Raw genomic sequence first — 14,782 nt, forward strand, 5'->3', positions numbered from 1 at the left:
TAAATATAGGTAAATTATGTTTAAACACGCAATTATCGCAGCAAGTATTACTGCAATACTCAGTGGGTGTGGGGCCGAAGATCGTGCCTATGACACTTATGAAAAACCAACCGAAGAGATTGCAGTCCAATCTTTAGATACTGAATCTCTTTGGATGTATATGCCGTCAACTGGCGAAGCTCCTCGCTACGCAATGACTCAGCGCGGTTTTTTCCAAGGTGATCCGAAATTAGTAACGCTTCGTTTTGATGAAACTAATGGTATTTATGTCGAAGAAGTTGATCGCGATAAAGTGAATTCGACGGATGACAGTCGCTGGGATACAGAGATAAACCGCGCCCCTGTTCTTAAAATCCCTGGCGAATTCCGCCAGTATCGCTGTGCTGAAAACGGCTATGGTGAATGTACAAACAAAGAAGAAATTAACTCTGATGAAGACGTGTCTTGGAGCCAAGCCACACACTTTGTGCCCAAATATGAAGAGATTAAATCACTATCTCAAGACACCATCAGAGCTTGGTACACCTCAAGTAATGTTACGGAGTCTGCAGAACCACGTTTGATTTCTTATGAATACGATCCTGAGGGCGGGGTGATTAACGTTGAAGTTGAGCGAACCTTTACTGCTGAAGCGGAAGATCAATATCAGTTTGGTGGAGAGCTTAAAGACTTATCATTTAAAACACGTTTTTTCTATTCTCTAGTTAAGCTCGATAAGTTAACAACTAAAGATTATGAACCTGTCTATTATCAAGGGCAAGACAGCGCGTACTTTGGTTTCTTTAACGACAGTAAAGAGGTTAAAACCCACACTGGCGAAAGTAACGTGCAAGGCTCTCGTTTCTCTTATATCAACCGATTTAACCCAAATCTAGACTCGATAGACTACTACTTGAGTGATAGTTACTTCGATGATGGTAACGAAGCGTACTTACAGCTTACTATTGATACCATGGACGAGGTAAATCAGTCTTTAGAAGGAACTGGTGTACCACGCATAAACATTGTCAATAGTGACAAGAAAGCGGGTGTGCAGACCGGTGATCTACGCTACAACGTGTTTAATCTCATTACCGATCCTGTCGATAATGGTCTGCTTGGTTACGGTCCATCTGCTACTAACCCATTAACGGGTGAAATTATTCATGCACACGTTAACCAATACCTAGGTGTTATTCGCTCAGCAAGTCGCCATACATGGAATGATCTTGCCAAGCGCTATAATCGCCAAGAAATAGCTAAAGTTGAGCCTGTTGTTGAAGCAGCGAAAAGCAATGCTTCGCAATTGAATACAGAGCCAACTGAGATTGATTTATTCAACAAGATGATGGAGCAAGATCAAGGGCCTGCGGTCGATGTTCCCGTGTTGAGTGAACGTGAAATTGATCTAGTGAGCAAAGATAAGCTAGCCAGTTCGCTTCCTAAAGCCGATTTGGACTTTAAGTTTGACACCTCTAATCAAGATCTCGCATTGCAGTCGTTCTACAAACGCCAAGACATGTTGAAACGGTTCTCTGAGCAGAACGTATATAGCGTCGATGCGATGTGGTTGAGTACTCAATCAAAGGGGTTGGTTAAAGGTCTAGATTATGCTCAAGGTGGTTTCTTTTCCGACGCTGAACAAAATAAAATCAAGGTATGGGAAGAGCTGACGATTGATCAGCAAAAGCTAGCAAGCCAAGCGATTTCCAAGCACATGTTCAAGTCAACATTGATACACGAACTCGGGCATAACCTTGGGCTACGTCATAATTTTATGGGTTCAACAGATGAGAGCCACTTCTATACAGCATCTGAATTGGCGCAGAGCAAAATTGGGCATCTTGATAAGCCTGCGGCCTACAGCTCCATCATGGATTATGGCGCATCAATATTTGATGAGCTCTTGACGTTCGGTAAGTACGATAAAGCAGCTTTACGCTTTGCTTATGCTCGTCAGGTCGAAACAAATGAGCTCGTCGTTAACACCAATAACAAAGGCGAAAGTATCGCTGAGCTTGACGCTACTGGAGCACAAAAGCACAAACTTTATTCACTGGCTGAGTATGACCGTCAACTGACTAATGACTATAAAGCTTATCCAACGGGAGTTATTGCTCACCTTAGAGCTAACGTTGGTCAAGGTGGTATCCCCGATTCATTAGTTAGTTACCGTTATTGTACGGATGAGCACACGACCACTAATTTGCTATGCGATCGTTTCGATGAAGGTACGAGCCTTCAAGAAGTCACTGAGTTTAGAATTCAGCGATACAAAGATAGCTACGAAACTGTTAACCAGAGAAATGGGCGTGAGCGTTTTGAACAGTTTCACCAATATAGTTATTTCCTATATCGAATGGGAGAGTTCCAAAAAATCCGCGATATCGTCGAAAATGTCGGTGAAATTGATTTCATGTTTGCTCGTTATTTAGGCGCAAATACGACGAATAACAAGGGACAAGTTTTTGAAGAAATAGCCGGAAACAACTGCGTGGACTTTAGAGGTAACGCAATTCCATTAGAAAATTTGTCTGCGGGTGTTCGCCCAATTTGTGATACCTACAACGCAGCGAACTTGGCAGCAGACTTCTTCTTAGACGTGCTAACAGCACCAGATAAAGTGTGTGAGTTAGAAGAATTGAGTGGCGTTGTTGGAGTCCCTAACCGCTATCGTTTCGCTAAGCTGTCTGATCTTTGGTTAACTTACCAAGGTGGCATGTCACAGAATCGAGATGTACCAACCAGCTGTTTTGATGAAGAATTAGTTCAAATGCTTGCAAGCCAAGCGAACGAAATTGTCATTCGTTCTGAAACTCGTGATGGAAAAGTATGGGCTAGTTTAAAAGCGAACAACCCTTATCAAACATCTTCTTCTTCTGTGGATTTATTGGGTGTGTGGCCTGATAAGTTGTTAGCCGCGCAGATGTTAGTTAGACGTGATACGCCATTTAAATCAACCGAGAACTCGAGTTTGGCTTTGGTTGATATGTCAGACAAAATTAGTCATTTATATACTTATCTATCGGATTTAACGGGTAGAGCTGAAGCTCGTCAGGCTATTTTTGTCAACGGAAATGGGGACTACACTGAAACGGTTCTGAAATATAAGCAAGATATTACCGAAACGATTGAAGCGACCCCTTCCTATTTGTGGCCAATGAAACGTTATTTCTCGATGGGAGGAAACGAAGCGTTTGTTTATTGGACTGAAGGGGCTCAACAAGATACTAAAGTTCCGTATTTCGGTACGCTTCTGAAGAACTTAAACAAATACAATCGAGCAAATGAGTATGGTTTGAGTGACTCTGTATCTGGGTTTAGCGACTCTATCCACATCAACTATGCGAATAGTAGTTTTGCTGACAAAGATGGGATAAATTTTACTTGGAAAGGGACAAACTATTCATTGAGTTCACGTAACACGTTGGCAAATGCTTTAGCTTCACGCGCTTTGTATAAAGAAGATCAAAAAGCACGAGTCGATAAATTGAATGGTTTGCCATATCGAGTTCGTAATGCACTTTCTGTGTTTAAGAATACTCGAGATCGTAACGAGGCACGTATTATCGCTGTCGGTGATAAGCAGGCTCTTGTCGCTCTTCGAGATACTACAGGATTCGCGCGTTGGACTATGTTTGATAACCAATTTGAAGAATATGACGAAGATGGTGAGAAATGTTTACGATTTAAAGTAGACGGTGAATCCACTGAAGATCATATGAAACGTAAGTGTAACCCTCAGTCAAGCTTGCAAACAGTACAGAATAGTTCGATTGGTAAATTTGAAGATGAAGAGCACGACCGTATATTCGATTTGGCGCAAATCTTTGGTAACCAGATAGCGGATAACAACACCAGTTCGACGAATGCTGCTCATAAAGAAGTGTATAACTACGACCCTGAAGAGTTGAGGTTATGGAGCTCGAATGAATACGCAAACTATCGCCGAGCATTTGAACAGTTCCCTGTTTATGATGACTAAACAGAAAGTGCTTGGATAACTCATAAATTGAACCGGCTTCCTTACTTAAGGCGGCCGGTTTTTTTGAGTATAAAATTAAGAGCTTTTGGTCTATTTTTAGCTGCATTGTCTTTTATTTATATGTTATATAGATGTTTTTGTTATTTTTATAAATAGAAGCTATGTAATAAGAATGTGCTGAATTTCGAAATAAAGAGGCGGTTCGCAAGGTAGCAAAGGAATGGTGAGAAGGATTTATGACCAACCCGAAACTAGTGATCGTAGAAGACGATCCTATCTTAAGAGAGATGTTACAGGAGTACTTTGAAAGCCAATCTTTTGAAGTGGTCACTATTTCTGATGGGGCATCAGCATGTGAACAAATTCTATCGATTCAGCCTGATATTGTCCTGCTTGACCTCATGCTTCCAGAAGTTGATGGGCTGACCATTTGTAGGCAAGTAAGGAGTAAATTTAATGGAAAAATACTCATTCTAACGGCTAGTGATGATGATTTTGATCATGTTGCCGCTCTAGAAACGGGGGCCGATGATTTTATTAGCAAGCCTGTTCGTCAACGAGTCTTACTTGCGAGAGTACGGATGCTTTTACGTCGTGCGCCGGAAAGTTCAATAAGCTCTGAGGTGAGCAGTAGAAACGAGTTGGTTTTTGGTAAATTGAGTTTAAATCGTACTACCAAAGGTTGTAGACATGCTGGTCACGATGTATCCATAGCTGAAAGCGAATTTGAACTACTCTGGTTGCTGGCTTCTTCTCCTGAGCAAGTGCTTTCACGTAACTTCCTTACTCAAGAGTTGAGAGGTGTCGATTACGATGGCATTGATCGTTTTATCGACAATAAAATCGTAATTTTACGCAAAAAACTCAACGACATAACCGTCCCTCCTAAAAAGATCATCACCGTAAGAGGTAAAGGCTACTTGTTCGTACCTGAACGCTGGTAACGGTAGCTGAATAATTAAATGCGACGTATCTATTTTGAATACTTAGCGGGACTTACCGTTATCTTCTTAGTGAGTATATATTCTTATGCTTTTATCGTTTACAAGTTAAGCACCGACTACGAATACATACTACGAGATCATCAAGCTGAAGCTTATCAAGAGCTGATTGATGTGGTTTACCGCGAAAAAGGTTTGCTTGAAACGCAGAAACTTTTAAAACGTTACGCGGATAAGACTCGGCAGAACCTGCGAATCATACCTTTTGATAACGCGCCTGAATTAGTGCGGAAAGCCTTTCAGCAACAAGGCCGAAATGTTTACTACCATGACGAATACTTCCTTTGGTTAAGGTTGGTTGGAAGTGATGAGTTATATGAGTTATCTAAGAACAAAGATTCTTATCTGAGGAAGCAAATCAAGTTTGAAAACCGGCTTATTTGGGTTTTTGCCATAACTGGTTTTGCGTTTAGTGGCCTGTTTTTAGTTTGGAGAATAAAGCGCCGACTAAACAATCTTGAAATGGCGACAGTGGCTTTTTCTCATGGTGATTTATTAGAGCGGGCATCTGAGAAGAACAGCATAAAATTGGGGACGTTGAACCGCAGCTTTAATGTCATGGCAGACAAGATAAGAGATTTAATCAATAGTAATAAGTCTTTGACTAACGCGGTAGCACATGAGCTAAGAACCCCAATATTTCGGATTCAGTGGCAGGCAGAGTTGTTGAGTGATTTAGCGCCGACCGAGCAGCAGTCTAAGGCTATAGCTCGTATTCTTGCGGATACTGAAGAAATGGAAGACATGGTTGATGAGCTACTATATTACGCTCGCTTAGAAAGGGGAGGCTTTGAATTACTTAAGCAACCTATTGACGCCAATGAATGGTTAAACGAGCGTTTTAGTATCTGGGAGAAAGAGACAACACTCGACCTCATCAAGGTTCCATTAAAAGTCCCTGCATCTTTCCATGTTGATCTAAAATTATTCAATAGGGCGGTGGATAACATCGTGAGGAATGCTTTCAAGTTTGCTGACACCAAGATAGTGATTGAGCTGTGGTATACCGACAATGAATTTGTTATTGAAGTTCATGACGATGGTAAAGGAGTTGAAGCTGAGCATTGGCCATATTTATTTGATCCTTTTTATAGTGCTAATGCCGCGAGAAACAAGGGGAAAACGGGGCATGGCTTAGGGCTGGCAATCGTCAAACAAGTCTGTGACCGTCACCAAGCACATGTCACTGTTGGTGAAAGTTACTTGGATGGTGCGTGTTTTGCCTTGTCGTTTCCTCGGCTCGAGCTATAAATTCAACATGGTCATTTAGTTGTTTTAAGATTACACTGCGCCCAATATTCCAGAAGTACATATTTAGGTAGAGGTCACCATGGACCAAGAACATTACGAAGACGCTGACTACGAAGGCCAAGAGCTTGGAGAAGAAGGCGAAGAGATTGAGATTGAAGCAATTGGTATTGATGTTTCTAGTCAGCCAATCGAACTCTACAAAGTGTTTAAAATTGCTAACCTAGTGAGTGGTGGCGGTGAAGCTAAACACATCATTTCTGAAGGTTATGTGGCGGTAAATGGTGAATTAGAAACTCGTAAACGTCGTAAAATGTACGATGGCGACTTCTTTGAATTCAACCAAGAGTACTATGTAGTGGTGTGCGATCAGCCAGTGCAAGAAGAATCAGAAAAGCCGAAAAAGAAAGAAGCGTCTAAAAAAGACAACAAGGCGAAGAAAGGTCAGTCTAAAAAGGATTCTAAGAAAAGCACTGCAGAAATGTTGAGTGCGAAAGCTGAACCAAAGAAAGAGAAAAAAGAGAAGAAGAAAGAAAACAAACCGAAAAAGAAAGCGGACACGCCTAAGCCACAACGTGACGACAAAAGCGGCCGTAATTCGATTGAATTCTTCTAGACTAAAGCTCTAAACTGCTGCTCTAAAACTATTCTTTTAAAACTTAAGCTAGGTTAAACTTCGGTTTTGCGTTAAGCAGAGATCAAAAGGCTCACTATTTAGTGAGCCTTTTTTGTTGGTAAGATTTAGCTTCTGGCCTAATTTTCTTTTTGATTAGCCACAAACTCGACAAACCTATCCCTGAGTGGGTTTTCACTCTCTCCATTCCATATCAACCCGACAGGCCAAGTGGCGTGTTCGCCTTGCAATGCAATGAATTCCACATCGGTGTTGCTAATGAACTGTGCACTGCTCGGTACAATGGTGTTGCCAATATTCGCCGCCTCTAACGCCAGCAAGGTCCGAATATCGTCGGCTTCTTGCGTCTTTGATAAGTGGATTTTATTGGCAAGACAATATTGTTGAATCTGTCTGTCTAATCCGGGGCCACGGTGTTGAGCTAGCTTTAGATAAGGCCAATTTGATAGTTCAGATATTGCCTGACTTGGGTTATTAGAACTCAACTGGGGAGCTTGCTGGAGAAGATCTTTGTGTATCGCAATTACAAGGGAGTCATCGAAAAGCGTTAGGCTCTCTAAACCCAAGGAGTCGGGTATCCGATTGAAGCTGATATCGAGATCATGGCTTAATAACTCATCCGTCTGCTGCTTAGAAGGTGTGTCATTTAAGGTGACATGAACGTCTGGATATTGCTGTTTATAAACCGCAATAAGCTTGGGCGCTTCATGATAAGTGGAAACACCAAACCCAATGTCTAAATGCCCCTGAGTTCCTTTTACTACCGAACCTGAGAGTTGCTCAAATGCTTGCATTGAATGAACCAAACGTTGGGCTTCCGGCAGTAACGTTTTTCCTGCGTGCGTTAGCTCTGCGCCATTCCGACCTCGTGAAAACAGAGATGCCCCAATGTTGGATTCAAGTCGTTGAATCTTTTTAGTGAGTGCCGATTGAGTGATGTATAGCTGCTCTGACGCCAAACGGTAATTGCCCGATTTAGCCAACTGACAGAATGCTTTGAGTAGATCGAATTCCATTCCAAGTGCTCATTGAATTAAGAATATATTTCATTATATGGAATTGAATCGATTTTTTATACTGAGTTCATACCAAATCAGACAAAGCGGAATTTGAGGACGAATCATGAAGAAAGACATTAAAGTAGCGTCGGTTCAATTCAACCACCACGCAGGTGACAAAGCGTATAACTTTTCGGTTATAGAGCAATATGTTCAACAGGCTGCGGACAGTGGCGTGGAGATCATCAGTTTTCCTGAGATGTGCATTACCGGTTATTGGCATGTGTCTACTTTATCGCGGGGTGATATTGAAGCATTAGCTGAACCTGTACCGAGCGGTGAATCTACTCAAAAGCTCGTTTCGTTGGCAACTCAATTTGGCATGAGTGTTGGCGCAGGCTTGATAGAGCAGGGCATGGATGGCGAACTATATAACACCTACGTATTTGCCATGCCAAATGGCGAGGTGCAGAAACATCGAAAACTGCACACCTTCGTTAGCCCACACATGAGCAGCGGAGACCAATACACGGTGTTCGATACGCCGCATGGCTACAAAGTCGGTATCCTGATTTGTTGGGATAACAACTTGGTCGAGAACGTACGAATCACCGCTTTGAAAGGGGCTGATATATTGATTGCACCACATCAGACGGGCGGTTGCCAATCACGCAGCCCGAATGCGATGAAGCGAATTGACCCGGAGCTATGGTTTAACCGAGATGAAAATCCAGATGCGATTCGTGCTGAAATGCAGGGTAAGAATGGCCGCGAGTGGTTAATGCGTTGGCTGCCTGCAAGAGCGCACGACAATGGTCTGTTTGTGGTATTTAGTAATGGTGTCGGCGTTGATATGGATGAAGTCAGAACAGGTAATGCGATGATCCTAAGCCCTTATGGTGAAATCATCACTGAGACTGACAGCATAGATAACGACATGGTGATTGCAGAGTTGAAAGCGGAAGAGTTAGATATGTGTACAGGTAGGCGCTGGATCCGTGGCCGTAAGCCAGAGCTTTATCACTCACTTACACAGCCTCTTGGTCATGAACTTGATCCGCACCAAGCACGTTTTGCAGAGAAGTAAGTTATAAGGTGCTGGTGGATAGGGTGAAAACAGGGAGGAGTTTGAGGCTTTAACATCTGATGTATTCTACCCACTTAAATCATGTTTAAGTGGGTAGACTATTTATACATCAAGCATCTACGTTCTATTTTTAGTGGCGAGTGCGAGAAGACGTCAGCTCCGATGCACGAAGCTGAGCAACGGCTTTCGCCAGTTCAAGTTGAGCTTGTGCAAAGTTAATGTCGACATTGCCCTTGTTGATATTCTCTAGGGCCGCATATTTTGCTTCTTCTGCGCGAGCGCGGTCAATGTCTTTACCATGCAAGGCCGTATCGGCTAACACGGTTACCACATCCGGTTGAACTTCAAGCATGCCACCAGAGACATACAGCACTTGCCCCTCTGATTTAGGGTCTGTGACAAACACTGTCACGCCGGGCTTTATTTTACTGAGAAGTGGTGAGTGACCTGGGCGGATCCCCAGCTCACCGTCAGCGCCAGAAACGGCTAGGGCATAAGCCGGCCCTGAAAACAGCGTACCTTCCGCACTTACGATATTAAGTTGAAATGTATTGTCTGTAACTCCGATAGCCATGATGCACCAACCTTTTTAGAGTGATTTTGCTTTGTTAAGCACTTCGTCGATAGAACCACAGTACAAGAATGCCTGTTCTGGAATATCGTCGTATTCGCCGCCTAGCAGACCTTTAAAGCCTCTCAGTGTTTCACTTAGCGGTACAAATACACCTTTCTGACCAGTAAATACTTCGGCTACGTGATAAGGCTGAGTTAAGAAACGTTCAATCTTACGAGCGCGAGATACCGTCTGCTTATCTTCAGTCGATAGCTCGTCCATACCAAGAATCGCGATGATGTCTTTTAGCTCTTTGTAGCGTTGCAGCGTTGTTTGTACTTTTTGTGCAATGTCGTAGTGCTCTTGGCCAACTACAAGAGGATCCAATTGGCGAGATGTTGAATCCAATGGGTCGATTGCAGGGTAGAGGCCTAATGCAGCGATGTTACGAGACAGTACAACGGTTGCATCTAAGTGAGCAAAGGTTGTTGCTGGCGATGGATCGGTCAAGTCATCCGCAGGTACGTATACCGCTTGAATAGACGTGATCGAACCTTGTCTAGTTGATGTGATACGTTCTTGTAGAACACCCATCTCTTCAGCCAGCGTTGGTTGGTAACCTACCGCTGAAGGCATACGGCCTAGCAGTGCTGATACTTCTGTTCCTGCCAGTGTGTAACGGTAGATGTTATCAATGAACAACAGTACGTCACGACCTTCATCACGGAAGCGCTCAGCCATAGTCAGGCCGGTAAGTGCCACACGTAGACGGTTTCCCGGTGGCTCGTTCATTTGGCCGTAAACCATGGCAACTTTGTCTAATACGCCAGCTTCTTTCATCTCGTAGTAGAAGTCGTTACCTTCACGAGTACGCTCACCCACACCGGTAAATACAGATAGACCTGAGTGAGCTTTGGCGATGTTGTTGATAAGCTCCATCATGTTGACGGTTTTACCTACGCCAGCACCGCCGAACAGACCAATTTTACCACCCTTCGCGAACGGGCAGATTAGGTCGATTACCTTAACGCCAGTCTCAAGAAGCTCAGTACTGTTGGCTTGCTCTTCATAAGAAGGGGCTTCTCGGTGAATTTCGTAGCTTTCCTTTTGGCCGATTTCACCACATTCATCAATAGGCTGCCCAAGCACGTTCATGATACGGCCTAAGGTTTCTTCGCCCACAGGAACCGTGATGGGAGAACCGGTGTTTTCAACAGTGAGGCCGCGGCGCAAGCCATCTGACGTACCCATTGCAATACAACGAACGATACTGCCACCCAGCTGTTGTTGAACTTCTAATACGAGCGAGCTTGCTTCCTCGCTAGTCACTTTCAATGCATCATAAACGCGTGGGCTGTTGCCGCCACTGAACTCGACGTCTACCACCGCGCCGATAACTTTAACTATTTTTCCAACACTCATCTCTAAATCCTCAAATTCTATTCTTGACCCACTCTTTTCTGCCCTTAGACAGCTTGAGCACCTGAGACTATTTCACTCAGCTCTTGGGTAATGGCAGCCTGTCGTGCTTTGTTGTATACCAACTGCAAATCATCGATGAGTTGGCCTGCGTTATCGGTGGCCGCTTTCATGGCCACCATTCGGGCTGCTTGCTCACAGGCAATGCTCTCTACGATGCCTTGATACACTTGCGATTCAATGTATCGATGTAACAGTTCAGAGAGGATGTCTCTTGGTGCTTGTTCATAGATGTAGTCCCAACGACGTGCTTTTTTCGTACCGCCATCGGCCTCTGAATCTGAGGGGTGGGGTAGCAACTGCAAGGTCGTTGGTTCTTGAACCATGGTGTTGATGAACTGGTTATAAACTAGATACAAACTGTCGATTTTTTCGTCGTCGTAATGCCCGAGCATCGCGTTAACCGTACCTAAGATGTCTTCTAATTTAGGTGCGTCACCAAGGCCTGACGTTTGCGCGATAACATTGCCGCTGCGTTGGAAAAATGAGATAGCTTTTGAACCAATTAAAGTGGTTTCTACCTCAACACCTTGGGTACGCCACTGTTCCATTTCTTCTAACACTTTCTTGAACAGGTTAGAGTTCAAGCCACCACATAAGCCTCTGTCAGACGAAATAATGATGTAAGCAACACGTTTTGGTTCACGCTGTTGAAGATAGGGGTGTTGGTACTCCAGTGACCCTGACGCGACATGAGAGATAACTTTGCGCATGTTCTCGGCATATGGACGTGTTAGCGTCATATTGTCTTGAACCTTACGCATCTTACTTGCCGCAACCATCTCCATTGCACTGGTGATTTTCTGAGTGTTACTAACACTTCCTATCTTGGTGCGAATTTCTTTAGTATTTGCCATTATCTGCTCCTAATTTGTTTTGATTTCCAGCCAACAAACCGGAGCGTTTACCAAGCTTTCAACGCTACAAAGTCACCGAGAAGCTTTGCAAGAGCGCCATCAATTTCATCGTTGTAGTCACCATTAGCGTTGATGGTGTCGAACAATTCTGGGTTTTGACCTTTTGCGTAAGCAATCAATTCTTCTTCAAAACGTGCAATCTTGTTCAACTCTACGTCAGCCAAATAGCCTTTTTCTGCTGCGTAGATAACCGTTGCTTGCTCAGCGACAGACATTGGCGAGTATTGCTTTTGCTTCATCAGTTCGGTTACACGCTCACCATGGTCGAGCTGCTTACGCGTCATGTCATCTAAATCAGAAGAGAACTGAGCAAATGCGGCTAACTCACGGTATTGAGCTAATGATGTACGAATACCACCCGACAATTTCTTGATGATCTTGCACTGTGCTGCGCCACCCACACGAGATACCGAGATACCTGGGTCAACTGCAGGACGTAGGCCTGAGTTAAACAGTTGGGTTTGTAGGAAAACCTGACCATCAGTAATTGAGATTACGTTGGTTGGTACAAACGCAGATACGTCACCCGCTTGAGTTTCAATGATAGGAAGTGCTGTTAATGAGCCTGTTTGGCCTTTCACTTCACCGTTCGTGAACTTCTCTACATATTCCGCATTCACTCTTGCCGCACGTTCTAGTAGGCGAGAGTGGAGGTAGAATACGTCGCCAGGGAAGGCTTCACGACCCGGTGGACGCTTAAGTAGCAATGAGATTTGACGGTAAGCCACGGCTTGTTTTGATAGGTCATCATAGATGATCAGTGCATCTTCACCGCGGTCACGGAAGTATTCGCCCATTGTGCAGCCCGCATAGGGTGCTAGGTATTGAAGTGCTGCTGATTCTGATGCTGACGCCACAACGACGATGGTATTTTTAAGCGCATCGTGGTCTTCGAGTTTACGAACAACGTTTGCGATAGTGGACGCTTTCTGGCCAATAGCCACGTACACACATTTGATGCCAGAATCTTTTTGATTGATGATCGCATCAATGGCTAATGCAGTTTTACCTGTCTGACGGTCACCGATGATAAGTTCACGTTGACCTCGGCCGATAGGCACCATGGTGTCGACCGCTTTATAGCCCGTCTGGATGGGTTGATCGACTGACTTACGCTCGATTACACCGGGTGCAATCACTTCTACTGGGTCAAGTCGGTCACAACTTACTGGGCCTTTGCCATCAATGGGCTCGCCTAGTGTGTTCACTACACGGCCAAGAAGTCCGTTACCGACAGGTACTTCCAAGATACGACCTGTCCCTTTCACTTTCATACCTTCAGATAGGTCAGTGTAGGGCCCCATAACCACGGCACCGACTGAGTGGGTATCTAAGTTAAGTGCGAGGGCGTATTTTCCACCTGGAAGCTCGATCATCTCACCCTGCATCACATCCGCAAGGCCATTAATGGTAATGATGCCATCACGAACCGAGACTATGGTGCCTTCGTTGCGAGCTTCGGTGCTCACATTAAACTTCGAGATGCGATCTTTAATCAGGTCGCTGATTTCATTTGAATTTAATTGCATAATTGTTACCTATCTCGCGTGAAGTTGATGAGCTAATCGGTTAATTGATGTGTTCAAAGAACCATCGATGACGGTTTCACCCGCCTTGATTACGATCCCGCCAACCAGCGAGTCATCAATAACCTGTTCCATTTCAACCTGACGCTCTAATTTCTTCTCAAGTGCAGCAGTGAGTGATGTAACTTGATCTTGTGTAAGCAATTCTGAACTGGTGACAGTGACAGGGATTACACGTTCATGTTCGTCCTTTAGGTCGCTGAACAAGTTAAACAAGTCTCTGATCACTGCAAGACGGCCATTCTCAGCCAAGACTTTGATGAGATTGATGACGTGGTCATCAACAAGTCCTTGGCAAACGTGAATGATGAGATTGACCAGTTCTTCAGATTGTTGTGTGTGAACACCTTCTGCTGATGAAATCTGCTTAGCGATCGTTTCTTCTTCCGCTACCGTCACAAGAATCGACAGCATTGAGTGCCACTCTTGTAACTTGTTTTCACCTAAAGCAAAGTCGAACGATGCTTTAGCGTAGGGATGAGCAATATTGGTGTAATCTGACATATTGCCTCCGTTTAGAGTTCGCTTATCAATTGATCAACTAACGCTCGGTTCGTTTCAGAATCTAGGTTCTTGCTAATCAATTTCTGTGCACTTTGAATGACAGCGTCAGCCATATCCGCCTGAAGTTCACGGCGTATCTTTTGGCGTTCGCCTTCGAGTTCAGCTCTACCTTGTTCTAAGATGCGCGCCTTTTCTTGCTCACCTTCTTGGTGAGCTAAAGTGATGATCTCGTTGCGGCGTTTTTTGCCTTGCTCAATCAGTTCGGTCACATTTCTTTTCGCATCTGCGACGAGTTGCGCGCCATTTGATTTTGCTAGTTCTAGTTCTTTCGCTGCATTCTCTGAGTGGCGTAAACCATCAGCGATTTCTTTTTGGCGCTCGTCTAACATCGCGGTGAGAGGGGGCCATACATATTTCATGCATAGCCAAACAAAAATCACGAATGAGATTGCTTGACCAAACATGCTGGCATTTAAGTTCATACCTTCCTCACTAAATCTTGATTATTTACAAATCGATCTTTTCAAAGCTCTTAATTAAGCAACGGCAAAGATGATGTATAGACCGATACCAACACCGATCATCGGTACAGCATCCACAAGGCCCATCATGATGAAGAATTGAGTACGAAGCATTGGAGTAAGGTCTGGTTGACGAGCAACACCTTCAAGGTATTTACCTGCTAAGTTACCAATACCAGATGCCGCACCTGCTGCACCTAAACCGATCAGTAATGCACCTGCTACATATAAAACTGCGCTTACGATATCCATTTGTATCTCCGATAAATAATTTGTTAGTTAATTTTTTA

The 14,782-nt window shown here is 44.0% G+C and carries 13 protein-coding genes; 5 read left to right on the plus strand and 8 right to left on the minus strand.

The features are described from left to right. Window positions 1-16 precede the first annotated feature (16 nt). The 4 genes from IHV80_RS20160 to IHV80_RS20175 all read left to right on the plus strand — a co-directional run bounded on the left by IHV80_RS20160 (window position 17) and on the right by IHV80_RS20175 (window position 6,829). Window positions 17-3,964, plus strand: a complete 3,948-nt coding sequence (locus IHV80_RS20160; protein ID WP_192892056.1) for a zinc-dependent metalloprotease — start codon at window positions 17-19, stop codon at window positions 3,962-3,964. A gap of 236 nt (window positions 3,965-4,200) precedes the next feature. Further along, window positions 4,201-4,908: a response regulator gene (locus tag IHV80_RS20165; protein WP_192892057.1), complete on the plus strand. Its 708-nt coding sequence runs from the start codon at window positions 4,201-4,203 to the stop codon at window positions 4,906-4,908. A gap of 18 nt (window positions 4,909-4,926) precedes the next feature. After that, window positions 4,927-6,216, plus strand: coding sequence for an ATP-binding protein (locus IHV80_RS20170; RefSeq protein WP_192892058.1), 1,290 nt, complete (start codon window positions 4,927-4,929; stop codon window positions 6,214-6,216). Window positions 6,217-6,295: 79 nt separating this feature from the next. Continuing rightward, on the plus strand, window positions 6,296-6,829 hold the full coding sequence (locus IHV80_RS20175; RefSeq protein ID WP_192892059.1) for an RNA-binding S4 domain-containing protein: 534 nt from the start codon (window positions 6,296-6,298) through the stop codon (window positions 6,827-6,829). A 137-nt stretch (window positions 6,830-6,966) separates the two neighbouring features. On the opposite strand, the gene IHV80_RS20180 is transcribed toward IHV80_RS20175, so the two are convergent. Further along, complete coding sequence (locus tag IHV80_RS20180) at window positions 6,967-7,863, minus strand: LysR family transcriptional regulator (RefSeq protein WP_192892060.1); 897 nt, start codon at window positions 7,861-7,863, stop codon at window positions 6,967-6,969. A 106-nt stretch (window positions 7,864-7,969) separates the two neighbouring features. Here IHV80_RS20180 and IHV80_RS20185 point away from each other — a divergent pair, with 106 nt between their 5' ends. Further along, window positions 7,970-8,932, plus strand: a complete 963-nt coding sequence (locus tag IHV80_RS20185) for a nitrilase family protein (protein ID WP_192892061.1) — start codon at window positions 7,970-7,972, stop codon at window positions 8,930-8,932. A gap of 130 nt (window positions 8,933-9,062) precedes the next feature. Here the strand turns inward: IHV80_RS20185 and IHV80_RS20190 are convergent, their stop codons facing one another. Genes IHV80_RS20190 through atpE form a run of 7 tightly spaced genes read right to left on the minus strand, consistent with a single transcriptional unit; the run spans window position 9,063 to window position 14,744 of the window. Further along, the gene (locus IHV80_RS20190; RefSeq protein ID WP_017074015.1) at window positions 9,063-9,506 is read right to left on the minus strand and encodes a F0F1 ATP synthase subunit epsilon; all 444 of its coding nucleotides are present in this window, start codon (window positions 9,504-9,506) and stop codon (window positions 9,063-9,065) included. A gap of 15 nt (window positions 9,507-9,521) precedes the next feature. Continuing rightward, window positions 9,522-10,907, minus strand: a complete 1,386-nt coding sequence (gene atpD, locus IHV80_RS20195; protein ID WP_004730394.1) for a F0F1 ATP synthase subunit beta — start codon at window positions 10,905-10,907, stop codon at window positions 9,522-9,524. A gap of 44 nt (window positions 10,908-10,951) precedes the next feature. Then, entirely contained in the window at window positions 10,952-11,821 is an 870-nt protein-coding gene (gene atpG / locus IHV80_RS20200; protein WP_192892062.1) for a F0F1 ATP synthase subunit gamma, read from the minus strand. A gap of 47 nt (window positions 11,822-11,868) precedes the next feature. Next, on the minus strand, window positions 11,869-13,410 hold the full coding sequence (atpA, locus tag IHV80_RS20205; protein WP_009844932.1) for a F0F1 ATP synthase subunit alpha: 1,542 nt from the start codon (window positions 13,408-13,410) through the stop codon (window positions 11,869-11,871). A gap of 9 nt (window positions 13,411-13,419) precedes the next feature. Then, the gene (locus IHV80_RS20210; protein ID WP_009844933.1) at window positions 13,420-13,971 is read right to left on the minus strand and encodes a F0F1 ATP synthase subunit delta; all 552 of its coding nucleotides are present in this window, start codon (window positions 13,969-13,971) and stop codon (window positions 13,420-13,422) included. A gap of 11 nt (window positions 13,972-13,982) precedes the next feature. Continuing rightward, complete coding sequence (locus IHV80_RS20215; protein WP_192892063.1) at window positions 13,983-14,453, minus strand: F0F1 ATP synthase subunit B; 471 nt, start codon at window positions 14,451-14,453, stop codon at window positions 13,983-13,985. A gap of 54 nt (window positions 14,454-14,507) precedes the next feature. Then, window positions 14,508-14,744, minus strand: coding sequence for a F0F1 ATP synthase subunit C (atpE, locus tag IHV80_RS20220; protein ID WP_004730405.1), 237 nt, complete (start codon window positions 14,742-14,744; stop codon window positions 14,508-14,510). Between the last annotated feature and the right edge of the window lie 38 nt (window positions 14,745-14,782).

This window comes from Vibrio bathopelagicus (assembly GCF_014879975.1).
In the GTDB taxonomy this organism is placed as follows: Bacteria; Pseudomonadota; Gammaproteobacteria; order Enterobacterales; family Vibrionaceae; genus Vibrio; species Vibrio bathopelagicus.